Below are 25,079 nucleotides of genomic sequence, written 5' to 3' on the forward strand. Positions count from 1 at the left end.
CGGCGGTGCCGCTCACCGCTTGAGGAGCCGGGACACCCGAGGCAGGACGTCGGCCGGTTCGCCGCTGAGCCCGCATTCCATCGCGAGCCAGCCGTCGTACCCGATCTCCTCCAGCGCGGTCAGCGTCTCGTCCCAGTCGTAGTGGCCCGCCCCCGGTTCGAGCCGGTTGCTGTCACCGAGCTGGACGTGCGCGATCCGCTGACCCGCCGCGCGGATGGCCGCACCGATGTCGGCCTCCTCGATCGACATGTGGAAGGTGTCGGCGATTACCCGTACCGCCGGCGACGCGACATCGTCGACCACCCGCGACGCCTGCTCCAGGGTGTTGACCAGGTAGTCCTCGAAGCGGTTCAGGGGTTCGAGGAACACGGCGGTGCCGTGCTCCTCGCCGACGGCGGCCACCTCGCGCAGCGCCGCCACGAGCAGCCGCCGGGACTCGTCGTCGTCCCGGGGCGCGGCGAACGGAGGGAGCCGCTTCGAGAAGACGCCGAACGAGTTGGGGGAGACGATCCCGGCCGCCCCGGCGTGCGGCAGGGTCCGCAGCAGTTCGCCGAGTTCGGAGATCCCCTGCTGCCTGCGCTCGGCGTCGAAGTCGCCGAGGAACGGGACCTGGGCGACCACGGCGCTCGGCATCACCACCCCGTTGGCGCGAGCCCGCCGCAGCTCGTCCGCCCGGGCCGCGAACACGCCGTCACCCCGGCCGGACAGCTCGATGCCGTCGAAGCCCACCGAGAGCGCGAAGGCGAACTTCTCTTCCAGGGTGTCGCCGTCGAGCATCCGCTCCTGGGCGGCCAGTCGGAACGTCATAGCTCGGTCTCCGGTCGGTCGTTGGTGTGCATGATGTCCTTTCCGGCGCCTGCGCGCCGATCTAGTGCCGTGCAACGGTGTCCACGACCGAGCTCCGCCGGCCGTGGGCGCTGGTCATCCCTTGCTGCCGCTCGCGGCGAGGCCCGCGATGAAGCGGCGCTGCATGAGCAGGAAGAGGACGATGAGCGGGAGCACGATGATCACGCCCGCCGCGTTGACCAGGTTGTACAACTGGCTGTAGCCCTGGCTGAACTGGAAGAACGAGGTCGCCACCGGCATCTTCTCCACGTCGATGAGGAAGGTGACCGCGAACAGCAGTTCCGAGTACGCGCCGAGCCCCGAGACCAGACCGACGGTCATGAAGCCGGGCCAGCTCAGCGGCAGGATGACCCGGGTCGCCACCTGCCACTCGTTCGCGCCGTCGAGCCGGGCCGCCTCGTCGAGTTCCTTCGGGATGCCGACCAGGAACGTGCGGAGCAGCAGCACCGAGAACGGGGTGTTCAGCGCGACGTAGATGACGACGAGCCCGACGAGCGTGTTGATCAGACCGAGCTTCACCCAGAGGAAGAACAGCGGGACGATGAACATCTGCACGGGCAGCGAGATGACGACGAAGAGGTAGGTCTCGATCTTCCGTTTGCCCGGCAGGTTGAGCCTCGCCAGCGAGTACGCCGCGGCCCCGGCCACCAGCCAGGTGCCGAGGATCGTCCCGGCGACGAGGAACGCGGTGTTGGCGAAGCCGCGGGCCATGTTGCCCCGCCTCCACGCCGCCGCGAAGTTGGAGAGGTCGAGGGTGGCGGGCAGACCGAGCGGGTTGGCGCCGATCTCGAGGCTCGACTTGAACGAGTTGAAGACGAGCACCAGCACCGGAAGGATCGCGAACAGACCGAGGACGACGAGCACCGAGTACGAGACCGGCGTGCGGCCGAGACCGCCCGGCGGCCGGTTCACGGGTCGTTCACGTCGACGATCGCGGACGGTCGCCAGGATCGACATCAGACCTCCTCCTCACGACGACGCAGGAAGCCGAACAGGACCAGGAAGATCGCGCTCAGCACGGAGAGCGCGAGCGCGATGGCCGAGCCGTAACCGGCGTCCCGCGCGAGGAAGGCGGTGCGGTTGACCATGAGCGAGGCGACGTCGGTGGCGCCCGCCGGCCCGCCACCGGTGAGGATGAACGGGTAGTCGTAGACGAGCAGGCTGCCGATCGCGACGATGGTCAGCGCGAAGGTCAACGTCGGCCGGATGCCCGGCAACACGATGTGCCAGAACTCCTGCCAGGCGTTCGCGCCGTCGATGCGCGCGGCCTCGTACTGGCCCGCGTCGATTCCCTGCATCGCCGCGAGGAAGAGCACGACGAGGAAACCCCAGAAGTGCCAGTTGTCGACGAACGCGACGCTGTAGAGCGCGAATCTCCCGTCGGCGAAGAAGTAGACCTCGTCGAGCCAGTGGATGCCGACGTCGTTCAACGCCGAGGCGAGACCGAACTCGGGGTCGAGGATGTTCCGCCAGATCTGCGCGGTGATCACGCTGACCAGCAGGTACGGGATGAAGTAGAGCACCCGGAAGAGCGCGGCTCCGCGCCGGATCCGGGAGAGCATGAACGCACCGACCAGACCCATCGCCATCGGTACGGTCAGGAAGATCAGCAGGTAGACGAAGTTGTTGCCGATGGCGTTCCAGAACGCTTCGTCGCCGACCAGCCGTCTCCAGTTCTCCAGTCCGACGAACTCCGGCGTGGTGATGCCGTTCCAGTCGGTGAACGAGTACCCGATGCTGCTGACCGTCGGCCCGCCGATCACCAGAAGGTTGAGGGCGAGCGCCGGCAGTACGAATGCGATGGCGACGAGACGAGAATTCCTGCGGCGTCGAACACGACGACGGGGCGGCACCCGTGCCTCCCGTGCGCCCTGTTCCGCCGGCGCCGATGTGGGTGCTGCGGTCATCGGGCTGCGCAGCGATTGGCTCGAATGGTCATCTGGACTCCGTGGTCGTCTTTCCGGGTCCGCGGCCTTCGCCGTGGCAGTCGTCACGTTATGTCTGGACCCGGGGGTGGGGCCATGCGGTATCTTCTCTGCTTCCTGAGTTTTCTTACACCCAGGCGAAATCGGCGGTACCGCTGGGAGAATTGGGGTTGCGGAGCTTCCTGTAAAGAACAACGCCGGGGCCGGCCGACCGGGAACGAGATCGTCCTTCCCGGTCGGCCGGCCCCGACCCACCCACCCCGGCGGGCTACCTCGCCGCCGTCTCGAAAGCCGGCGGAATGAGACCCTCGTCGTGATCCTTCTTGAAGGCCTTGTTGACGTTTTCGAGGAAGTCCCGGGCGGAGAGGTCGCCGGTGAGCAGCCGATCCTCGTTTTCCAGCAGATAACTCTCCGCCGCAGCGCCGAACGACACCCACGTCACGTACCCCACCTGCTTCTTCAGGGATGCGTCGCTGATGGCGGTGTACTGCGAGAGGAACCGCGGGTCGATGCCCTCCGGCGCCCCGGAGGCGTCGAACTTCACCGGTAGGGGCAGGTCGCCGACCTCCTTGATCGCCTGCCACCGCGCCTCGGTGTCGGAGAACTTCCACTTCAGGTATGCCTTCGCGGCGGGGAGGTTCTTGCTCGCCGCGTTGACCGCCATGGCGTCACCGATCGCGAGCGGGAAGACGTTGCCGGGCACTCCGGGCGCGAGGGACGGCAGCGGAGCCCAGTCCCATTCGTTCCCGCTCTCCTTGAAGTACTCGTTCATCCCGCCGATTTCCCAGCTTCCGGAGAGGAACATGCCGGTACTGCCGTTGGCGAGCTTGGCCATCTTCTGCGTGTCAGGCGTCGAGAAGTACTGCTTGACGCCGCCGTTGAAGTAGCCCTTCCGGAAGTAGTCGACCATCATCTCGACCGAGTCAACGAACGCCTGGTCGGTGAACGGGATCTTGCCGTTCAGGGCATCGTTGATCTTACCGGGGCCCGCGACCATGTTGAGGAAGCACGAGAGTACGTGTTCGGTGGCGCCCACGTAGTCCGCGTTGGCGTTCGCGAACGGTGTGATCCCGGCCGCCGTCATCTTCGCGATGACGTCCTCGAGCATGGCCCGGTCGGTCGGCACCTGCCACCCCTTCTTCTCGAAGAGGGTCTTGTTGTAGAAGAGCACCATGGTTTCGTAGCTCACCGGCATCACGACGAGTTTGTCGTTGACGACCCCGATGTCCATCGCCCAGGGGAAGATCTTCTCCTTCCAGTTCTCCTGCTCGGCGACGCCGCCGAGGTCGGCGAGGTAGCCGGCCTCGGCGAACGGGATGGCGACCGACGAGTTCAGCGGGATGATGTCCGGGCCCTGGCCGGCGGCGAGCGCCGTCTGGACCTTCGCGGTGAGGCCCTCGTTGTTCTGCGGGCTGAGCTTGAACTCGACGTTCGGGTACTGCTTCTGGAACGGCTCGATGTAAAGCCGCTTGTACTCGGCCATCGTGGCGTCGTCGACGGTGTCCAGACCGACCCACATGTTGAGGGTGCCGCCGATCTCGCCGGGGGGCACGTTCTCCTCGACGTCGGCTGCCGTGCAGCCGGCGAGCAGCACCGGTACGGCGGTGAGCGCCGCGACCGCGCTCGTCCAGTGCGTCCGGCGGTGCGGTCTATGTGCGCTGCGGTGAAACAGATTGATCATCCTGACTCCGCTGTATTCGCTGTATGCCGCCGCGGACGGGTGCGGCGATTCCAAAAAGCTAGGTCGCCCGACCTGCGGGAACCATGCGATATCGTGCTGCTCTCCTGATGTTTCTTACGTTCGCTCGCGGTCGGGAATTCCGGCGAGGCGTCCGGCGAGGTTCAGGGATTCGCCTGGAGCACGACCTGGAGGACATCCTGCGACGCCCCGTCGAGCAGTTCGAACGCCTCGGCCGCGCGTTCCAGCGGAAACGTGTGACTGATGAGATCGGTTACCCGCAGGGCGCCCGAGGCGGCGAGGGAGATCGCCGTGCTGTCCAGTCGGAAACGATTCCAGCGGTGCTGCAACGCGGGCGCCACCCCGGAGATCTGGGTCGAGACGACCTGGACCCGGTTGTGGTGGAACTCCTCGCCCAGGCGGAGCCCCACGCCGTCGCCCTGCATGAACCCGGCCGCGCAGACCCGGGAGCTGTAGGCCACGGACCGGATGGCCTCGTGCAGCGCCGCGTAGTTGCCGGTCACCTCGAGGCACACGTCCGCACCCCGGCCGTCGGTGCGGGCCCGGATCTGCTCGGCGATCTCACCGTCCGCAGGATCGAGCGCCTCCGCCGCGCCGAGCTTGAGGGCCAGCTCACGACGGGAGGCGACACCGTCGACCGCGATCACCCGCCCGCCGTTGAGTCGGGCGAGTTGGGCGACCAACTGACCGGGTACCCCGAGCCCGAACACGGCGACGGTCTCCCCGACGTGGATGTCGGCGTCGAGTACGACGTTGAGCGCGATGCCGCCGATCTGCGAGAACATCCCGACCCGCGGGTCCACCTCCGGGGCCAGTACGCGGTCGCGGGCGTACTCGGCGGTGACGACCGTGCCGCTCCGGTGCCCCCAGGTGCCCCAGATGCGGTCACCGACCGACACCGTGTCGACGCCACCGCCGATCTCGACGACCTCGCCGACCTCCTCGTAGCCCCAGCCGAGCAGGGGATACTCCCGGGAGGCGGTGCCGTCGACGAACAGCCGACGGTCGTTGTCCCACCGCTTCGACAGGTAGGGGTTGGTCCCTCGGTAGGCAGTCAGTTCCGTACCCGCCGAGATGCCGGAGAACAGCGTTCGCAGCCGTACGTCCTGCTCGGTCAGCGGCCGCGCCGGCTCGTCCACCACCTCGGCCGCTCGCGGACCCGTGAAGCTCACCACTCTGGGCATGTCACCCTCCCTATGGGCGTCGGATGATCGCGCGTACCCGACGATTGAAAATCGATCTCGATTCGAGGCTAGTAACGCGTCCGCCCGGCAACCATGCGTCGTTTCGCACGGCTCCGGAGATATTTCGACAAGGCGAATTCCCCGGCGGAATCCCGGCGGGAAATGGTCTCGACGCGGCGCGAGCAGTTCCCAGGAGGCGTAGAGCTGTCGGGTCAGCGGGACGACAGCGCGAACTCGGCCGTCGGATGCCCGGCCGGCATCAGGCGAACAGGTTTCGGCAGCCGCCGCAGAACGCTCGGCCGGGAGGTCCCGGATCGAGCGCTTCCGGAACCGGAAAGGTACCGATCGAACACGCCCGGCAGCGGTGCGTCCCGGTCGGGCGCTTCCTGTATCGGAGTGTTCGGGCTCCGCGAACGTCGCGGCGGTCAGTCGTGCCAGTCGGCGCGCGGCGTCTTGACCGCGCGGGCCGGGGCCACCACCGGGGCGCCGGGCATCGCCCAGCGGACGGCGTTGGCGAGGACCCGCTGGATCTGCGGATGACGGTAGACCGGGTACGCCTCGTCGCCGGGACTGAAGTAGAAGACGCGGCCCCGGCCGCGCCGGAACGTCACGCCGGACCGGAACACCTCGCCGCCGGCGAAGGAGCTGATGAAGACGACCTCGTCGGGGCTCGGGATGTCGAACGGCTCGCCGTACATCTCCTGCTCGCCGATGACGATGGGCTGGTCCACCCCGGCCGCGATCGGGTGGCTCGGATCGGTCGTCCAGACGAGTTCACGCTCGCCCTCGTTGCGCCAGGCGAGCGAGCAGGTCGTACCCATGAGCTTCCGGAAGACCTTCGAGTAGTGTCCGGAGTGGAGCACGAGCAGGCCCATCCCGCCCAGCACACGGGCCGCGATCCGGTCGACCAGCCCGTCCTCGACCTGCTCGTGCGCCCGGTGCCCCCACCAGAGCAGCACCTCGGTCCGATCGAGCAGCTCGGGGGGAAGTCCCTGGTGCGGCTCGTCCAACGTTCCGGTCCGGACCTCGGCGTCCGGCAGGGCCGAGCGGAGCGCGTCGGCGATCGCGCCGTGGATGCCGTCCGGATAGATTTCGGCCATCTCCGGCTTGGCGCGCTCGTGGAGACCTTCGTTCCACACTGTGACCTGCACGGCGATCATCCTTCGGGGAGACGAGCCCGCCGGCCGACCTGGACCGGCGAGCCGGCGGAGCTGACCCGGCGATCGGGGTCGCAGCCGTACGGGAGGCATGGGCGACAGCTTCGCGGTCTGACGCTACCGTCCGGCCGGGCGGGGACCATGCGCTTTTCCGCACGACTCCTGTGGTTTATCCCCGCCGGGGTGTCGGATCCAGGTCAGAGCCTCGGCTGCGGGTGCTACGGATCGGCACCCGCCCTCCGGAACCAGGGGCGGGCCTCGCGGACGGTACGGCGCGTCCTTCCGACAGTGCGTCGGTGTTCGTGCGTGCGGCTCGTCCGGCTATCGTCTCCCTACCGCTGGCGGGGGGCGCCGTGGCGAGGGGGGATTTCGATATGAGCGTGCCGCTGCTGCCGGGGGAGCGGACCCGGCTCGGCAGGTATGAACTGCTGGGCCGGTTGGGTGAGGGCGGTATGGGCACCGTCTATCTCGGTCAGGACCGGGACGGGCGCCGGGTGGCCATCAAGATGGTCCGGTCGGAGTACTCCGCCGATGCCGAGTTCCGGGGGCGGTTTCGCAGCGAGGTCAACCGGGCCCGCCAGGTGCCGCCGTTCTCCACAGCCGAGGTCCTCGACGCCGACCCGGACCACGACCCGCCCTACCTCGTGGTCGAGTACGTCGACGGCCCCAGTCTGGCCACTGTGATCAAGGAGCGGGGACCGCTGGCCGGGTCCGCGCTGCACGGGGTGGCCGTCGGCATCGCCACCGCCCTGACCGCGATCCACGGCGCCGGGGTGATCCACCGCGATCTCAAGCCGGGCAACGTGCTGTTCGCCATGGGCGGCATCAAGGTGATCGACTTCGGTATAGCCCGAGCCTTCGAGGCGACCAGCCAGCACACCCGTACCGACCAGATCGTCGGCACGGTCGCGTACATGGCGCCGGAACGCTTCGACTCGGAGAGCGGCCGGCAGGTGACCACCGCTGCGGACATCTTCGCCTGGGGCGTGGTGGTGGCGTACGCCGCGACCGGGCGTACGCCGTTCGCCGCCGACTCCGCGCCGGCCACCGCGATGCGCATCCTCACCCAGCCGCCCGACCTCTCCGGGCTGCCCAGGTCGCTGCACGATCTCGTCGGTCGGGCCCTGGTCAAGGATCCCGCCGAACGCCCGACGGCGCGCGAACTGCTCGACGTGCTGCTCGCCGGCGACACCCCGCAGCCGGAGGTCACCACAATGGTCGCCAGGGCGGCCCTGACCGCCCGCGACGGAGTCCAGGCGACGGGCGGCGGTCCCGGCAAGGTGCCGACCGAGACCCGGCCGGGAAGCACGCGTCGCCGGCGGCTGTTGGGTGTCGGCGCCGCCGCTGCCGTCCTCGTCGTGCTGCTCGGCGTGGGCAGCCTCGCCGCTCTGGACGTCCTCGACCGTGGCGGCGGTGACCCGGCCGGCTCCCCGGCGACGTCCGCGCCGGCCGGCGCGAGCCCGACGACCGCCGGCGCCACCTCGGCGGCGCCGGACGCGGACACCCTGATATTCCAGGGCAACCGGCGTACGCTGATCCACCTGGCGGAGATCGACCGGGATCTGGCCCTGGACTACCACTCGTACGAGGTGGCGGCCTCCGACGGCACCGGCATGAAGTCCCAGTTCGTCCTGGTGCCGACGGGCGTGGATTACCTGATCAGGTCGTTGCGTGGCGAGGGTCGCGCCGACAATCCGGAGACCTGCCTCGGTGTCAAGATCACGCCGGACGTGGGAGGGTCGCTGGTCGCCGCCGACTGCATCCCGACCCAGGCGACGCTCTTCTCGTTGTCCGCGACCGGCGCCCGGGACGACAAGAACCGGCGCACCTACCACATCTACAACGAGAGGTACGGCTTCGTGCAGTGGAGCGCCGAGCGCAGGGCGGTGTACGTCGAGCAGGTCGGCGATGCCACCCCGACCGCGAGCTTCAGCTTCGTCGACCGGGGAGCGCTCTGAGAGCTGACGTCGAGCGCTTCCGCACCTTCCAGGGGCATCGCCAACCTGTCGTCAGGCATCCGGCCATAGCGGCCAGAAAGTGACCGCTATCGGCCGTAGCGTCGAGGTTGCCAGCACGACGAGGCGACCTCGAGACGAAGGATGACGACCATGGTGACCACCTTGCAGAACACGGTGACCGGCGAGCGGGCCGACCTGCTGGCCTCGCTGGGCCAGGCCCGGTTCTTCCTGCGCTTCACCGCGCGGGAACTCACCGACGAGCAGGCGGCCACCCGCAGCACGGTCAGCGAGCTGTGCATCGGTGGGCTGATCAAACACGTCACGGCGGGCGAGCGGCAGTGGACCCGGTTCATCGTCGAGGGGGCCTCGGCGATGCCCTCCTTCGACGATCCGGCGACGTACGAGACGCACGCGACCGGGTTCCGGATGCTGCCGGGGGAGACCCTGGCCGGGCTGCTGGCGGAGTACGAGGAGGTCGCGCGGCGTACGGACGAGCTGGTGCGTACGCTGCCCGATCTCGACGCCGATCACGAACTGCCGCCCGCGCCGTGGTTCGAGCCGGGGGTGCGGTGGAGTGCGCGGCGGGTGTTGCAGCACATCGTCGCCGAGACGGCACAGCACGCCGGGCACGCCGACATCGTCCGGGAGGCCATCGACGGCGGCAAGTCGATGGGCTGATCCGGCAACGGGCCGCACCCTCGCCGTCGACTCTTCCGACCAGCACCGCCCAGCGCACCGCGCCTGTGCCCTCGACCGCGGACGACCTGCGATTTCATCGCCACCGAAACATCACCGAAGCCCCGACCGCGACCGTGGTCGCAGTTGCCCGGACCGATCGCCGGTCCGGAACGAGAGGGGAACAGGAAGATGAAGCGCAGGAACCGTTGGTTCGGCCTGGCCGGAGCCGCCGTGACCGTCGTGGCGGCCCAGGCCGGGATCCAACTCGTCGACACCGCTCCGGCCGCCGCGGTGACCGGCATCGAGCGGACGTCGGAACTGTCGGCGACCGACTCGCGTACGGCGCGTACCGTCCGGGCGTTCTGCCCGGTCGGTACGTGGGTGATCGGCGGCGGGGGCTGGGCCTTCGCCGTCGCCGCTGCCGACAGTGCCAAGGTGGCGCTGGTGCAGCTCGTCCCGGAGCACCGCACGGACGGTACCCGGGACAGCTTCCTGGTGACCGGCACCGAGACCACGACGGCGATGACCGGGAACTGGTGGCTGGAGGCGTACGCCATCTGCGCCAGCCCGTCCGGGCTCGCCGGCTACCAGGTGGTGGGCACCCAGAACCAGGCCACCTCGTCACCTGTCGAGGCCGCCGCGTCGGCCGGCTGCGGCACCAGACGGGCCCTCGGCGGCGGCGCCGAGATCGTCAACTCGGGCGGGCAGGTCGCCCTGCACGTCGCCAGGGCCTCGGCCAGCGGTGACATCTTCCGGGGCGCGGCACACGAGGACGCGGACGGCTACTCCGGCAACTGGACCGTCAACGCGTACGCGGTCTGCGTGAACACCCCCGCCGGGTACACCGTCGTGACGGAGCCGTCGGCGCAGAGCGACTCGGAGGCGGAGAAGTTCGCGCTCGCCAACTGCCCGAGCGGCACCCGGGTGCACGGGGCGGGAGCGGCGATCTCCGACACCGCGCCCGGTGGCGTGGCGCTACAGGTGGCGTACCCGTCCAGCCTGCTCGGCTACGTGCAGGCGTTCGCGGTGGAGAACACCCCGGTCGGCCAGGACTGGGACTTCATCGTCGCCCAGGCGATCTGCGCGGCCTGACCTGGAGCGGACGACACCGCACCGCACCGGCCGGTCGGCACCCACGGGAGCCGACCGGCCGTTCCGTCATCGGGCGTACCGGCTGGCGGAGCCGCCGGAAGAGTGTGGTCATGCCCTCGGCGGCGGATTTGCGATGACCTTTCTTGCGGCACACGTATTTCGATTCTGTGTAAAAGACACTGGTAATGCCGATGCGCCGCCGGGAGTGTAAGGCGCAGCTAAATAGGAAGGTGTCGCGAATGGTCGTCCGTCGAGTATGGTCGGGCCGCAGGAACGCCATGCCATTGCCGCCGTGTCACCACTCGGGAGAGCCATGAGCACTGAGATAGACATCCGGACCGAGGCCGGAGGACTTCCGGACCCGGCGTACGAGACCGTCGACTTCGGCAAGCCCGAACTGCTGGCGCGTGGAATTCACCGGGAGGCGGTGGGTGGCTACTGGGACGAACTCGGTGAACTCCAGTTCGAGTTTCTCAGGCAGCAGGGGCTCAAGCCCGACAACCGGTTCCTCGACGTCGGATGCGGCTCGCTGCGCGCCGGCCGCCTGATCGCCGCCCACCTCGACCCGGGCAACTACTACGGCATCGACATCAACCACAGCCTGCTGACCACGGGGTACGACCACGAACTCGACGACGCGGGCCGGGCGCGGCTGCCGAGGACGAACCTCCGGGCCACGGACCGGTTCGACGCCGACTTCGGAGTTCCGTTCGACATGGCGATCGCCCAGTCCGTCTTCACCCACATCTCGCTCAACTGGCTGCGGCTCTGCCTCTACCGGGTCGCGAAGGTCATGCCGCCGGGCGGCAGGTTCTACGTGACCTTCTTCGAGCAGCCGGAGGGCTTCCCGATCGACGGCATCGGCTGGTCCGGTCGGCTGTTCACCGAGCGCAACGCCTTCTGGTACTACCAGGACGACATGCGCTGGGCGGCCAGCCGCAGCCCGTGGTCCTTCCGGTACATGGGCGACTGGGGACATCCCCGGGACCAGCGGATGGTCGAGTACACGCGTCTCGACGGAGAGGTCGGGGGCAGCCCGAACTAGCGCGACCGGCCCGGTGGCAACACCGCCGGGCCACGGCTCAACGCGGCGGTTCCGCGCCCGTCTGCTCGCTCACCATGAACGCCGCGTACCAGTCGGGCCAGTTCGGGTCGCTCGCGCCGGTCCGCTTCTCGTGCTCGTCGTGCGCGGCGGCGGCGCGTCGTAGTGCGCCGGCCAGGTCGCTCGCCGAGTCGAACGACGTCTGGCCGGCCTCGACGCGCCCGGGCAGCCGGTTCGTGATCTCCTGGAGCACCCAACTGTTGCCGTCCAGGTCCTGGAACATGGCGCGCGAGGAGTAGCTGGACCGCTCGGGATCCGGTCCGTCGACCGGACCATCCGGGCCGAGATGGAAGATGGCGTCCACCTCGACACCGGCGGCGACCAGCGTGTCCCGGGCCGCCCGGAGGTCGGAGACGACCAGGTACGACTCGGCCGAGCCGGGCGCCGCCGACGTGAGCCCCTGGCCGAACTGCACCGAGCATCCGGAGCCGTGCGGCGTGTACTGGACCACGCCGGGCGGGGTCCGGTCGAGGCGCCAGCCGAGGCGTCCGTAGAACTCCTTGGCGCGGTCGACGTCCGAGACGGGCACGACGACCACCTCGAGCTTCATGTCGACGTTCTCGACGCTCGTCGTCGCGGTCGCGCCGCTGCGGGTATCCGTCCTGGTCATCGCCGCCTCCCTGACCTCACCCTACTGGTCCCACCCGAGCCGGACGCCTCGTTCCCGACAACAGCCGACCGCCGTCCGGTCGTGCCCCTGCCGAGCTGTTCGGGTGCTCCGGGGTGGGTCAGCCGGCCCGGTCCGGCACCGCCAGGGCGCCGCCGTCGAGCTTGGCGCGCACCTCGGCCGCGTCGGGATGGTCGAGTTCGGTGAGGATGTCCAGCGCCTCCCGCCAGACCCGGTCGGCGCCGCCGAGGTCGCCGGAGGCGGCGAACAGGTCGCCGAGGCGGGTCAGGGTACGCGTCTCGTAGTAGCGGCTGCCGGCCCCCCGGTGCAGTTCGACCGCCCGCCGGTAGTGCTCGACAGCCTTCTCGTCCTCGCCGAGCTGGTGGTAGGTGTAGCCGAGACTGTCACAGGCGTTGGCCCGGTACGCGTCGTCGTCGTACTCGTTGCACAGCACGAGGCTCTCGTGGCAGTACCGGAGCGCCTCGGAGTAGTTGCCGAGCCGGGCGTGGGTCCAGCCGACGCTGTTCAGCGTGGCGGCCAGGCCGGCGAGGTCGGCGATCCGGCGGTACAGCGCCAGCGCCTCCAGCGAGTGGTGCAGCGACGTCTCGTGGTCGCCCTGCCGGTCGCAGACCCAGGCGAGCCCGTGGTGGACGTCGGCCCGCTGCACGGGGTCGGCCAACTCGGCGAAGAGGTCCAGGGCGAGCACGAGGTGCCGGTGCGCGTCGTCGTAGCGCAGCATGCCGGCGTACGCGACGCCGAGCCCGCGCTGCATGTGCGCCTCGCCGGCCCGGTCGCCGAGCCGGCGGGCCGCCTCCAGCGCCGCCCGGTGTGCGGCGATCTTGCCGTGCCAGTACCCGCCGCGCCGCAGGAACGTGGCCAGGGTCCAGGCCAACTGCCAGGAGTGGCCGTCGAAGCCGTTCCTCGCCGCGTACTCGACGGCGGTCAGCAGCGTCGCCCGCTCGTCGGTGAACCAGGCCAGCGCCTGCTGCTTGTCGCCGAGCCGTTCACCCGCCACGTCGGGCGCGACGTCGGGCAGCGTGATGGACATCCGGTACGGGTACAGCATCCGGTTGGCCCGGTGTGCGGTGTGCAGGTAGTGGTCGAGCAGCCGGTGCACCGCCGCCCGCCGGGCCGGTTCGGGCTCGTGACCGTCGACGAGTTCCCTGGCGTACGCCCGGAGCAGGTCGTGCATCCCGTACCGGCCGGGCGTCGGCTCGGTGATCAGGTGTGCCCTGGCCAACTCCGTCAACAGCGGACGTACCCGCTCGGCCGGCACCCCGGCCAGGCTGGCCGCCCCCGCCGCCGTGCCGATGCCGCCGGGGTGCAGGCCGAGCAGCCGGAACAGCCGTTGGCTCGGCGGGCCGAGCGTGCGGTACGACCAGGAGAACGCCGCCCGCACGTCGGTGGCCCGGTCTCCGTCGTCGAACACGTCGAGGTTGCCCCGCGCCTCGCCGAGTTCGGCGGCGATGGCGGCCAGCCGGAACTCCGGGTTGGTGGCGGCCCGGGCGGCGACGATGGCGAGGGCGAGCGGGAGCCGGGCGCAGTGCCCGACGATCCGGTCCAGCGCCTCCGGTTCGGCGGCGAGCCGGTGCGGCGCCAGCCGGGCGGCGAGCAGCTCGCGGGACTCGGCGGCGGTGAGCAGGTCCACCCGGACCGGCTGCGCGCCCTCGGCGGTGACCAGGCTGGTCAGCCGGTTCCGGCTGGTCACCACCACCAGGCTGGCGGAGGCACCCGGCAGCAGCGGCCGGATCTGCTCGGCGTCCCGGGCGTTGTCCAGCACGATCAGGACCCGTCGGTCGGCGAGCAGGCTGCGGTAGAGGCCGGTCTGTGCGGTCAGCCCGAGCGGTATCCGCCCGGCCGGCGCGGGCAGGGCGTCCAGGAAGCCCTGGATCGCCTCACCCGGGCTCGTCGGTGCGGCACCCGGATCGAAGCCGCGCAGGTTGACGTAGAGCTGCCCGTCCGGGAACCGGTGCCGGATCCGATGGGCCCAGTGCACCGCCAGGGTGGTCTTGCCGATCCCGGCGGTGCCGGTCAGGCTCACCACCAACGGGGCGGACGGGCGACCGGACCAGGCCGCCACCAGCCCGTCGAGCTGGTCCAGGTACGACGTACGGCCGACGAAGCTGGGCAGGTCGGTCGGCAACTGCGCGGGTACCACCGGCTGCACCGCCAGCGGCGTGGGCCGGAGGTTCGCCGTCGCCGCGACCCGGGGCACGAGGTGTTCGACGGTGCCGTTCAGGATCGCCACGTGCAGGTCACGTAGCTCCCGGCCGGGGTCGAGGCCGAGGTCCTCGCGGAGGAGTTGGCGGCCCGCCTCGAACACCGACAGCGCCTCCGCCTGCCGCCCGCAGCGGTACAGGGCGATCATGAGCTGGCCCCGCAGCCGCTCCCGCAGCGGATGCTCGGCAAGCAGTTGGGCGGCCTCGCCCGCGACCTGCCGGTGCGCGCCGGCCCGGAGCAGCGCGTCCAACCGGGCTTCGGTGGCGACGATCCGTTCCTCCCCGAGCGCGGCGCTGAGCCGCTGGCCCCGGGCAGTCCCGGTCAGCTCGGCCAGGGCCGGCCCGCGCCAGAGGTCCAGCGCCTCGGCGAGCAGCCGGGCGGTGGCGTCCGGATCGGCGGACCCGGGCGGTGCGGCGGCGGCCCGTGCGGCGATGTCCCGGAACCGCCGCAGGTCGAGGGCGTCGGCGGGAACGTCCAGCCGGTACCCGTGCCGGGAAGCGCGGACGGCGACCTGGGGAACGTCGGCGAAGAGTTGGCGGAGTTTCGACATGTAGACCTGGACGGCCTTGCGGGCGGTCGGCGGCGCCTCGTTCTCCCGCCAGAGCAGGTCCATCAGGCTCTCGACGGAGACGAACTGGTTCGCGTTCAGCAGCAGGGCGGTGAGCAGTTGCCGGGGGCGGCCGTCCGGGACCGCGACGGCGGCACCGGCGATCCGCACCTCCAGCGGTCCCAGCACCCCGAACCAGATCTCCGGCATCCGCAGCTTCCTTCCCCCGGCCAGCCAGGGGATTTACCGCAGACCAGGCTCCGATTTACCCCAGGACCAAAGATGAATTGTGGTCGATCTTGGCTCGGTGCACCACCACCGACCTTCGTCGACCTGGACAGCGCGGCGCGCGCGTCCCGACCTCCTCCTGCGGTCCCCCGACCGCAGGAGGAGGTCGCAAAAGATCCACCGCGCCGACAACCGTCTGATGAGGAGCGTGTGATGGCTACTCGGCTGTGGCGCGGGTCGGGATCGACCCCGTGGGGGTGTCGCGGTCGGCGGCCGGTCGCGACCGGATCCGTGCTGGCGATGCTGGTCGGCGCGGTCTGCGTCGCCACCTCGCCGGCCACGGCGGCGCCGGTCCGGTCCGGTGCGGAACTGGACGAGGCGGCGGCCCGGTCGGCGGCGGTGACCTCCGGGCGGCAGGTCGAGGTGACCGCGCTGGGCGACGAGCGGCAGCGCGTCGTGGCGAACCCGGACGGCACCTTCACGCTCACCCAGACGGTGGTGCCGACCCGGGTACGCCGGGACGACGGCTGGACGCCGGTCGACACCACCCTCCGGTTCACCGCCGACGGGCAGGTGGCGCCGGCCGCCACCCCGCTGGCGATGACCTTCTCCGGGGGCGGTACGGCGCCGCTGGCCCGGCTGCGCCGCGACGGCACGGAACTGGCGCTGGGCTGGCCCGCCCCGTTGCCGAGGCCGGTGCTCACCGGCGACACGGCGACGTACCCGGAGGTGCTGCCCGGGGTCGACCTGACCGTACGGGCCGCCGTGGAGGGCTTCTCCGAACTGCTCGTGGTCAAGTCGGCGCAGGCCGCGGCGAACCCTGCGCTGGCCCGGCTCCGGCTGGCCACCTCGACCACGGGACTCTCGGTGCGCAGGGCGGTGGACGGCAGCCTGGCCGCCGTCGACGCGGCGGGTCGGGCGGTCTTCGAGGCGCCCGCGCCGTACATGTGGGACTCCAGCGGCACCGGGCGGCACAGCGTGCCGGGTGGCCAGGTGCGGCCGATCGAGGCCACCGTCGGGGCCGGCGAGGTGACCCTGACCCCGGACCGGCACCTGCTGACCGGGAAGACGACCCGCTACCCGGTCTACATCGACCCGTCCTGGTCCGGCTCGCGTACCGCCTGGACGCAGGTGTGGAGCAACCTGTCGACGACGTCGTTCTGGAACGGCGCCAACGACGCCGAGGACGAGGCCCGGGTCGGGTACGACGCGACCGACGGCAAGACCACCCGGTCCTTCTTCAAGTTCAACGTGAGCGGTGTCAAGAAGAAGCACATCCTGAGCGCCACCCTCCAGACCCACGAATTGTGGTCGCGCTCCTGCACCGCCCGTGAGGTGCAGGTCTGGGAGACCGGCAGCATCTCGTCGTCGACGACCTGGAAGAACCAGCCGAGCTGGATCACCAAGCTCGCGGCGAAGAGCGTGGCGAAGGGGTACTCGTCGAGCTGCCCGGCCGGCGGCGTCGAGTTCAACGTCACCGCGCACGTGGTCAAGGCGGCGGCGGCCGGCCGGGACACCCTCGACCAGGGCCTGCGGGCGTCGGCCACCGCGGAGAAGAACAAGGACACGCTCTCCTGGAAGCGGTTCCGGAACAACCCGTCCATCACCATCACCTACAACACGGCGCCCGGGGTGCCGACCAACCTGACCACCGACAGCGCCAGCGTCTGCAAGACCGGCACCGGACGCCTGGTGATCGGCACGGTCACCCCGACCCTGCGGGCCACGGTCAGCGACTCGGACAACTCGGTGAAGGCCCGGTTCCAGTGGTGGACCCTCGACGGGACCGCGCCGGTCGGGGAGTTCCTCTCCGCCTCGGTGGCCGGCAAGACCCCGACGATCGTCGCCAAGCAGATCCCGGCCGGGGCGTTCAGCAACGGCGCGACCGGCAGATGGCGGGTACGCGCCGAGGACGGTACGGACACCAGCGCCTGGGGTCCCTGGTGCGAGTTCCAGGTGGACACCAGCCGCCCGCCGATCCCGGCGCTGAGTTCGAGCGCGTTCCCGGACGGCGCCGAGGGGAACGCGGTGATGGGCCGCGGCGTGCCCGTCACCTTCGCCCCGAACGGCGGCACGGACGTCGCCGCGTACGAGTACGTCCTCAACGGCGACTCGACCGCGCTGCCCGGCCGGGCCACCCCGACCGCCGACGGTTCGGCGACCGTCTCCGTCACCCCGGACCGGTTCGTGAACTGGCTCCACGTCCGGGCGGTGGACCGGGCGTCGAACAGGTCCACGGTGGCGACGGTGGTCTTCTACGCGGCCTCGCCGTCCGGCCCGGTCGCCGACTGGACGATGGACGAGTCCGGTGACGGCACGACGGCACCGGACTCGACCGGCAACGGCTGGGACGCCACCCTGGGCGGCACGGCCGCCTGGGCCGACGGGGTGACCGGCGGCGCGCTGGACCTGGACGGGGTGAGCGGGTACGCCAGCACCGCCGGGCCGGTGCTGGACACCATGCGGTCGTTCTCGGTGAGCGCCTGGACCCGGCTCGACGACCTGTCCCGCAACTCGGTGCTGTTCACCCAGCCCGGTACCCGGGCCAGCGCGTTCGCGCTCTACTACTCCAGCTCGTACAACCGGTGGATCTTCAACCGGACGACGGCGGACGTCGACAAGCCGACCTTCGTCCGGGCCATCTCCAGCACCGTCCCGGCGGCGAACACCTGGCTGCACCTGGCCGGCGTCTACGACGCGTCGGCGCAGCGGATCCGGCTCTACGTCAACGGCGTGCTGGAGGCGGAGACGGCGTTCACCACCCCGTGGAGCGGCACCGACGCGTTCCAGGTAGGGCGGTCGAAGCTGGCCGGCGTCTGGAGCGAGTACTGGCCGGGCGACGTCGACGCGGTACGGGTGTACGACCGGGTGCTGCTGCCCGGCGAGATGCAGCAGGTGCCCCGGCTGGCCGGCCACTGGAAGCTCGACGAGACCACCGGCACGAGCGCGGCGGACGCCGCCGGCACGCACCCGGCGACCTGGTCGTCGACCGGCGTGACCCGGACCAGCGGGGTCAGCGGCAACGCGGTCGCGGTCAACGGCAGCACCGGGGTACTGACCGCCACCGGTCCGGCGGTGCGTACCGACGCCAGCTACACCGTCACCGCCTGGGCCCGGCCGGACGCGCTGACCAAGAACGGCATCGTGGTCAGCCAGCTCGGTACCGCCGTCGGCGGGTTCAACCTCGGCTACTCGTGGAACGACGACTACGCGGCCTACCTGTGGTCGGTACGCAGTTCGGCCACCGACGCCTCCGGAGCCGAACTGCGGCAGGCCGAGGACCTGATCACCGTCCCGACAGTCGGCGAGTGGACCCATCTGGCGGCGGTCTACGACGCCCAGGCGCACCGGCTGCGGCTGTACGTGAACGGCCAGATGGCGGACGAGACGTACCACGCCGGTTCGTGGCACGCCGGTGGCGCGCTGCTCATCGGCCGGGGCCAGGTCTCGAACGTGACCTTCTCGCAGTACTTCACCGGTGGCGTCGACGACGTCCGGGCGTACGCGGGAGTCCTCTCCGACCAGGAGGTCTTCGACCTCTACAGCGTCATCGCCAACCCCAGCTAGCGTCCGAGGGCAGGAGAGACTCGTGCAGACCCAACAGTGGAACCCCCGGACGGCCGTACTGGCGGGGCTGACCGCAGTGGCGGTGGCGGCCGGCGTCCTGGTCGTACCCGCGCCGCCGGCCTCGGCCGCCCCGGCGTTCCGGCCCCCCGACACCCAGGTGGAGCGCTCGGTCCCGGGCACCGACTTCGTGCCGCCGCAGACCGCGTCGGCCGACCGTACGGCCGCCGCCCGGGTACAGCGGGAACCGGCGACGGTGCGCTGGCCGGCGGGGAGCGCGGAGACGGCGGTACCGGCCGGCAGCCGGGCCCCGGCCGGCGACCTGCCGGTGCGGGTCGGCGCGCTGCCGGCCCGGCCGGGTGCGGACGAGACGGGCCGGGCACCCGGCCGGGCCCGGGTACAGGTGCTGGACCGGAGCGCCACCGAGCGGGCCGGGGTTGCCGGACTGCTCCTCACGGTGACACCGGACCGGGCCGGACCACTGTCGGTGGAGGTCGACTACTCCTCGTTCCGGTCGGCGTACGGCGGCGACTGGGCCTCCCGGCTGCGGCTGGTCCGGATGCCGGCCTGTGTGCTGGCCACCCCGGAACGCGCCGCCTGCCAGGCGGGAACCCCGCTGGCCACCAGCAACTCGGTCCGCGACGCGCGGCTGCGCTCCGACGTGTCGGCGGGTGCCGAGCCGACGGTGCTGGCGGTGACCGCCGCCCCGGCCGGCAGCGCCGGGGACTACCGGGCGACGAAGTTGTCCGCGTCGTCGTCCTGGCAGGCCGGCGGCTCGGCCGGTGACTTCACCTGGTCGTACGCCATGGACGCGCCGCCCGCGTTCGGCGGCCCGACCCCCGACCTCGACCTGGTGTACTCGTCCGGCAGCGTGGACGGCCGCACGGCGTCGACGAACAACCAGTCGTCCTGGGTCGGCGAGGGCTGGGACCTCAGCGAGGGCTTCATCGAGCGGCGCTACAAGTCCTGCTCCGACGAGGTGACCAGCACTCCCAAGCCGCACGACCTGTGCTGGGAGACCGACAACGCGTTCCTGTCCACCGGCGGCCGGACCGTCGAACTGGTCCTGGACGCCACCACCGGCACCTGGCGGCTGCGCAACGACGACGGGTCCCGGGTGGAGCGGCTGACCGGGGCGACGAACGGCGACAACGACGGCGAGCACTGGCGGATCACCGCCCGGGACGGCACCCAGTACCACTACGGTATGCAGCGGCTGCCGGGCTGGACCAGCGGCGCCGAGGTGACGAACTCGACCTGGACCGCACCGGTCTTCGGCAACGACGACAAGGAACCGTGCCACGGGAGCACCTTCGCCACGTCGTACTGCACCCAGGCGTGGCGGTGGAACCTCGACTACGTCGTGGACCCCAACGGCAACGCGATGTCGTACTTCTACGAGACCGAGACGAACCACTACGGCCGGAACCTCAGCGCGAGCGCCGGTACGGCGTACGTGCGCTCCGGACATCTCAAGCGGATCGACTACGGGCAGCGGTCGGACAGCATGTACTCGGCGTCCGCGCCGATGCGGGTGGTCTTCGACACCGAGGAGCGCTGTGCGGCGGGCGCCACCTGCGGCACCGGCGCGATCACCAAGGACACCGCGAAGAACTGGCCGGACGTGCCGTACGACCAGGCGTGCGCCTCGGGCGCGACCTGCAAGGACCTGTTCGCGCCGACGTTCTGGAGCCGCAAGCGGCTGGCGACCGTGACGACCCGGGTACTCACCTCCGGCAGCACCTACCGGGACGTGGACTCGTGGACGTTCGGCTACCAGTTCCGGGAGCCCGGCGACGGCACCTCGCAGTCGCTCTGGCTCGCCACCGTCACCAACACCGGCAAGGTGGGCGGCAACCTCGCCCTGCCGGCGGTGCGGTTCGAGGGCGTCCAACTGGAGAACCGGGTGGATGCCGAGGAGGGCATCCCGCCGATGTACAAGTGGCGGCTCAGCGACGTGTACGACGAGTCCGGCGGGCACGTCCGGGTGAACTACTCGAAGAAGGAGTGCGTCCGGTCGGCGACACCGACCCCGGACGCGAACACCTCCCGCTGCTTCCCGCAGTACTGGGTGCCGGACGGGGCGCTGTCGCCGAAACTGGACTGGTTCCACAAGTACGTCGCGGTGCAGGTGTTGGCGGACGACCAGTCCGGGCTCGCCGGCATCGAGCAGACCGACTACGAGTACCTGGGCGGCGCGGCCTGGCACTACGACGACAACGAGCTGACCCCGGCGAAGTACCGGACCTGGAGCGAGTGGCGTGGCTACGCGCGGGTCCGGACCACCCGTGGTGCACCCGACGGGGTGCGGTCGCAGCAGGAGGAGCTGTACCTGCGCGGCATGGACGGCGACAGGACGAGCAACGGCACCCGCAGCGCCTCGGTGACCGACTCGGAGGGGGTGGCGATCGCCGACCATCCGGCGCTGGCCGGGTTCCTCCGGGAGGAGACGACCTACAACGGTGCCGGCGGTGCCGTCGTGGACGGCGAGATCCGCGACCCGTGGGTGTCGGCGGCGACGGCCACGCGCGGCAGCACCCGGGCGTACCTGACCGGGATCACCAAGGAACGCAGCCGGCTCGCGCTGGCCGACGGCGGGTGGCGGCGGACCGAGACCCAGACCAGCTTCGACGGGTACGGGATGCCGACCCAGGTCGACGACCTCGGCGACCTGTCCACCACCGCCGACGACGAGTGCAACCGCACCAGCTACGCCCGGAACACCGACACCTGGCTGCTGGAGTTCGTCGCCCGGCAGGAGCGGGTCGCGGTGCCCTGTTCCGCCACCCCGTCGCGGCCCCGGGACGTCATCTCCGACCTGCGGACCTTCTACGACGGCTCGACCACACTCGGCACCGCGCCGACCCGGGGTGACGTGACGCTGACCCAGGAGCTGGCCGGCTACAACGGCACGACCCCGGTCTACGCGCAGGCGACCCGGGCCCGGTACGACGGCTACGGCCGGACGGTCGAGGCGTACGACGCGCTGGACCGGAAGACCGCGACCGCGTTCACCCCGCCCAGCGGTGGCCCGACCACCGGCACCACCGTCACCAACGCGCTCGGGCACACGGTCACCACCACCCTGGAACCGGCCTGGGGCGAGGAGACGTCGATCGTCGACGCCAACGGCCGCCGGGTCGACCAGACGTACGACCCGCTCGGCCGGGCCACCGCCGTCTGGTTCGCCGACCGGTCGAAGGCGGGCGGGGCGAGCCCGAACCAGAAGTACTCCTACCTGGTCCGGACCGACGCGCCGAACGTCGTCACCACGCAGACCCTGCGCGACGACGGCGGGTACGAGTCGACGTACGAGTTCTACGACGGCCAGTTGCGGGAACGCCAGACGCAGGCGCCGGCACCGGACGGCGGTCGGACCGTCACCGACACCTTCTACGACTCGCGCGGGCTGGTGTCGAAGGAGAACGGCGCCTACTGGAACGAGGACCCGGCCGGCAGCACCCTGCTGGTCGTCGCCGACAACACGGTCCCGGCCCAGACCAGGTACGTGCACGACGGCGTCGACCGGGAGACCACCGAGATCCTGGTCTCGTACGGCACCGAGAAGTGGCGTACCACCAGCTCGTACGGCGGGGACCGGACGAACGTGACCCCGCCGGCCGGCGGTACCGCCACCACCACCGTCTTCGACGCCGACGGACGCACCACCGAGCTGCGCCAGTACCACGCGGCGACGGCGTCGGGCGGCTACGACGCGACGAGGTACACGTACGCCCGGGACGGGCAGCTCACGTCGGTGACCGACGCGATGGGCAACGTCTGGCGGTACGGCTACGACCTGCGCGGCCGGAAGGTCGAGGAGCAGGACCCGGACAAGGGCACCACCCGTTACACCTACGACGACGCCGACCAGGTGCTCACCACCACCGACGCCCGTGGCGTCACCCTCGCGTACGCCTACGACCCGCTGGGCCGCAAGACCGGCCTGTTCGAGGGTTCGACCGCCGGCGCCAAGCGGGCCGAGTGGAGCTACGACCGGCTGGTCAACGGCACGACGGTGCGGGGTCAACTGACCAGCTCCACCCGGTACGTCGACGGCAACGCCTACGTCGTCTCGACCAACGGCTACGACACCCGCTACCGGTCGCTCGGTACCACGGTGACGGTGCCGGCGTCGGAGGGGAGCCTGGCCGGCAGCTACCGGATGGACAGCGGCTACACCGACACCGGGCTGGACCTGACCACCGGTTATCCGGCGGCCGGCGGGCTCGCGGCGGAGACCCTGCGCTACGGCTACGACGACCACGGCCGGTTGCGGTCCGCCCAGTCCGGGCTCGGCACCCAGCTCGTCGCGGCCAGCTACACCCCGTACGACGAGGTGTCGCAATACACCCTCCAGGAGGCCAGCGGCAAGCAGCTCGTCCAGACGTTCTTCTACGACGACGCCACCCGGCAACTCAGCCGGGCGCTGGTCGACCGGAGCGTGTCGCCGAACCGGCTGGCCGACGTCACCTACGGCTACGACGCGGCCGGCAACGTCACGAAGGTCGCCGACCGGCCGACGGCCGGGGCCGGGGACACCCAGTGCCTGCGCTACGACCACCTCCGTCGGCTGCGCGAGGCGTGGACGGCCACCGACGACTGTGCCGCCGCACCGACCCCGGCCGTGCTCGGCGGCCCGGCACCGTACTGGCAGTCCTGGGAGTACGACAAGACCGGGAACCGGCTGGCCGAGACCAACCGCAGCCCCAGTACCGGTGCCGGGGTCACCAGCACCTCGACGTACCCGGCGGCCGGTGCCGCCCAGCCGCACGCGCTCGCCTCGGTGACCACCGGCAGCCGGACCGACCGGTACCGCTACGACGCCGTCGGCAACACCACCGAGCGGACCGTGGCCGGCGCGACCCAGGTGCTGACCTGGGACGCCGAGGGCCAGCTCGACAAGGTCACCGAGGGCGGCAAGGTCACCGAGTTCCTGTACGACGCCGACGGCGAGCGGCTGATCCGCCGCGATCCCGCCTCGGTGACCCTCTACCTGGCCAACTCGGAGCTGAAGCTGACCCGGTCCACCGGCGCGGTGTCGGCGACCCGCTTCTACGACCTCGGCGAGGTGACCGCGGTCCGCACCAGCTCCAGCGGGCTCGCCTTCGAGGTCGCCGACCGGCTCGGCACCGCGCAACTCTCGATCGGCGCGGCCGACCTGGCGGTCACCCAGCGGCGCTACCTGCCGTTCGGCGAACTCCGGGGAGCGGGGAGCGGAAGCTGGCCGACCGAGCGGGGGTACGTCGGCGGCACCGTCGACTCCGCCACCGGGCTGACCCATCTCGGCGCCCGGGAGTACGACCCGGACCTCGGGCGGTTCCTCTCGGTGGACCCGCTCATCGACCCGGAACAGCCCCAGCAGATGAACGGGTACGCCTACGCCGACAACACCCCGGTGACGATGAGCGACCCGGACGGCGAGTGGCGGGTACTGCCCGGCGGGCACTACTGCGACGGCTGCGGCGGTTACAACAACCCGCCGCCGAAGAAAAAGAAGAAGGCGAAGAAGAAGTCCAGCGGGAAGAGGTCGAGCGCCGGCAAGAGCCCGGCCCGCAGCTACTACTGCGACAGCTGTCACTACAGCAAGCCGAAGCCCAAGGTGTACCCGGGTGACCTGCGCAAGCACGACCAGGCGATCGCGGCCGAGGCACGCCGGCTGGCCCGGGAGTACGCCGCGAAGCAGCAGCGGAAGGAGCAGGCGAAGAAGGCGCGGGAGGCGGCGGCCAAGCGGAAGAAGAGCAGTAGTTGCAAGTGGACGAGTTTCTGGAGCAGTGCCTGCCGTAAGTCCGCCGGCCGGGCGGTCAAGGCGGTCGGTCGGGGCGCGGCCAAGGTCGGCAAGTGGGCCTGGAAGAACAGGTCGACGCTGCTGGCCGCCTGCTCGGTGGTGGCGGTGGTGGTCTGCGGGGTCGGTGCGGCGATCAGCAGCGGCTTCGACGCGTACCGCGACTTCAAGGGCGGCAACTACCGCTCCGGGGTGATCAACCTGCTCTCCGCAGGTACCGGCGGCGCCGGTGCGGCCTTCGGCGCCGGGGCGAAACTGGCCGGCCGGGGCGCGAAGGCGGTGAGCAAGATCCGGAGTCCCAACCTGCCGACCCGGTTGGGTCATCGGGCCAGCGGCGCGATGAGCCGGGGACTGGGGCGGGCCGAGGCGGCGCTGAGCCGGGGTCACATCGGCGCCAGCTACCACTCCAACGCCTGGGGCGGCGCGAGCATGGGACTCACCCTCACCAACGGCACCTGGGGCATGTGGTGATGCGCTGACCTGGACC

The 25,079-nt window shown here is 70.8% G+C and carries 14 protein-coding genes; 6 read left to right on the forward strand and 8 right to left on the reverse strand.

The window, feature by feature from the left end:
• Positions 1-12: 12 nt before the first annotated feature.
• The 6 genes from Pen02_RS17365 to Pen02_RS17390 form a co-directional block, all read right to left on the reverse strand.
• Positions 13-807: a sugar phosphate isomerase/epimerase family protein gene (locus Pen02_RS17365; protein ID WP_203867092.1), complete on the reverse strand. Its 795-nt coding sequence runs from the start codon at positions 805-807 to the stop codon at positions 13-15.
• A gap of 114 nt (positions 808-921) precedes the next feature.
• Complete coding sequence (locus Pen02_RS17370) at positions 922-1,803, reverse strand: carbohydrate ABC transporter permease (RefSeq protein ID WP_203867093.1); 882 nt, start codon at positions 1,801-1,803, stop codon at positions 922-924.
• On the reverse strand, positions 1,803-2,699 hold the full coding sequence (locus Pen02_RS17375) for a carbohydrate ABC transporter permease (protein WP_203867094.1): 897 nt from the start codon (positions 2,697-2,699) through the stop codon (positions 1,803-1,805). The genes Pen02_RS17370 and Pen02_RS17375 overlap by 1 nt, the downstream gene beginning before the upstream one ends.
• A gap of 340 nt (positions 2,700-3,039) precedes the next feature.
• Positions 3,040-4,452, reverse strand: a complete 1,413-nt coding sequence (locus tag Pen02_RS17380; RefSeq protein WP_203867095.1) for an ABC transporter substrate-binding protein — start codon at positions 4,450-4,452, stop codon at positions 3,040-3,042.
• A 161-nt stretch (positions 4,453-4,613) separates the two neighbouring features.
• Positions 4,614-5,654 carry a zinc-binding dehydrogenase gene (locus tag Pen02_RS17385; RefSeq protein ID WP_203867096.1) on the reverse strand — a complete coding sequence of 347 codons (1,041 nt, stop codon included), beginning with the start codon at positions 5,652-5,654 and terminating at the stop codon, positions 4,614-4,616.
• Between the two features lie 425 nt (positions 5,655-6,079).
• A complete protein-coding gene (locus Pen02_RS17390) occupies positions 6,080-6,805 on the reverse strand; it encodes a ThuA domain-containing protein (RefSeq protein ID WP_203867097.1) in 726 nt (241 codons plus the stop codon).
• Between the two features lie 380 nt (positions 6,806-7,185).
• On the opposite strand from Pen02_RS17390, the gene Pen02_RS17395 reads away from it, so the two are divergent.
• From Pen02_RS17395 to Pen02_RS17410, 4 genes are all read left to right on the forward strand, one after another.
• Entirely contained in the window at positions 7,186-8,769 is a 1,584-nt protein-coding gene (locus Pen02_RS17395) for a serine/threonine-protein kinase (RefSeq protein ID WP_203867098.1), read from the forward strand.
• A 150-nt stretch (positions 8,770-8,919) separates the two neighbouring features.
• The gene (locus Pen02_RS17400) at positions 8,920-9,447 is read left to right on the forward strand and encodes a DinB family protein (RefSeq protein ID WP_203867099.1); all 528 of its coding nucleotides are present in this window, start codon (positions 8,920-8,922) and stop codon (positions 9,445-9,447) included.
• Positions 9,448-9,636: 189 nt separating this feature from the next.
• Positions 9,637-10,539, forward strand: a complete 903-nt coding sequence (locus Pen02_RS17405; RefSeq protein ID WP_203867100.1) for a hypothetical protein — start codon at positions 9,637-9,639, stop codon at positions 10,537-10,539.
• Between the two features lie 313 nt (positions 10,540-10,852).
• Positions 10,853-11,584 (forward strand): class I SAM-dependent methyltransferase, encoded by a 732-nt coding sequence (locus Pen02_RS17410; RefSeq protein WP_203867101.1) that lies wholly within the window; start codon positions 10,853-10,855, stop codon positions 11,582-11,584.
• A gap of 37 nt (positions 11,585-11,621) precedes the next feature.
• On the opposite strand, the gene Pen02_RS17415 is transcribed toward Pen02_RS17410, so the two are convergent.
• Both Pen02_RS17415 and Pen02_RS17420 read right to left on the reverse strand, forming a co-directional pair.
• Positions 11,622-12,251 carry a VOC family protein gene (locus tag Pen02_RS17415; RefSeq protein ID WP_239140877.1) on the reverse strand — a complete coding sequence of 210 codons (630 nt, stop codon included), beginning with the start codon at positions 12,249-12,251 and terminating at the stop codon, positions 11,622-11,624.
• Between the two features lie 118 nt (positions 12,252-12,369).
• On the reverse strand, positions 12,370-15,225 hold the full coding sequence (locus Pen02_RS17420) for an AfsR/SARP family transcriptional regulator (protein WP_203867102.1): 2,856 nt from the start codon (positions 15,223-15,225) through the stop codon (positions 12,370-12,372).
• A 231-nt stretch (positions 15,226-15,456) separates the two neighbouring features.
• On the opposite strand from Pen02_RS17420, the gene Pen02_RS17425 reads away from it, so the two are divergent.
• Complete coding sequence (locus Pen02_RS17425; protein WP_203867103.1) at positions 15,457-18,810, forward strand: LamG-like jellyroll fold domain-containing protein; 3,354 nt, start codon at positions 15,457-15,459, stop codon at positions 18,808-18,810.
• Positions 18,811-18,832: 22 nt separating this feature from the next.
• A complete protein-coding gene (locus Pen02_RS17430; protein ID WP_203867104.1) occupies positions 18,833-25,063 on the forward strand; it encodes an RHS repeat-associated core domain-containing protein in 6,231 nt (2,076 codons plus the stop codon).
• Positions 25,064-25,079 lie beyond the last annotated feature (16 nt).

This window comes from Plantactinospora endophytica, from assembly GCF_016862915.1.
Lineage (GTDB): Bacteria > Actinomycetota > Actinomycetes > Mycobacteriales > Micromonosporaceae > Plantactinospora > Plantactinospora endophytica.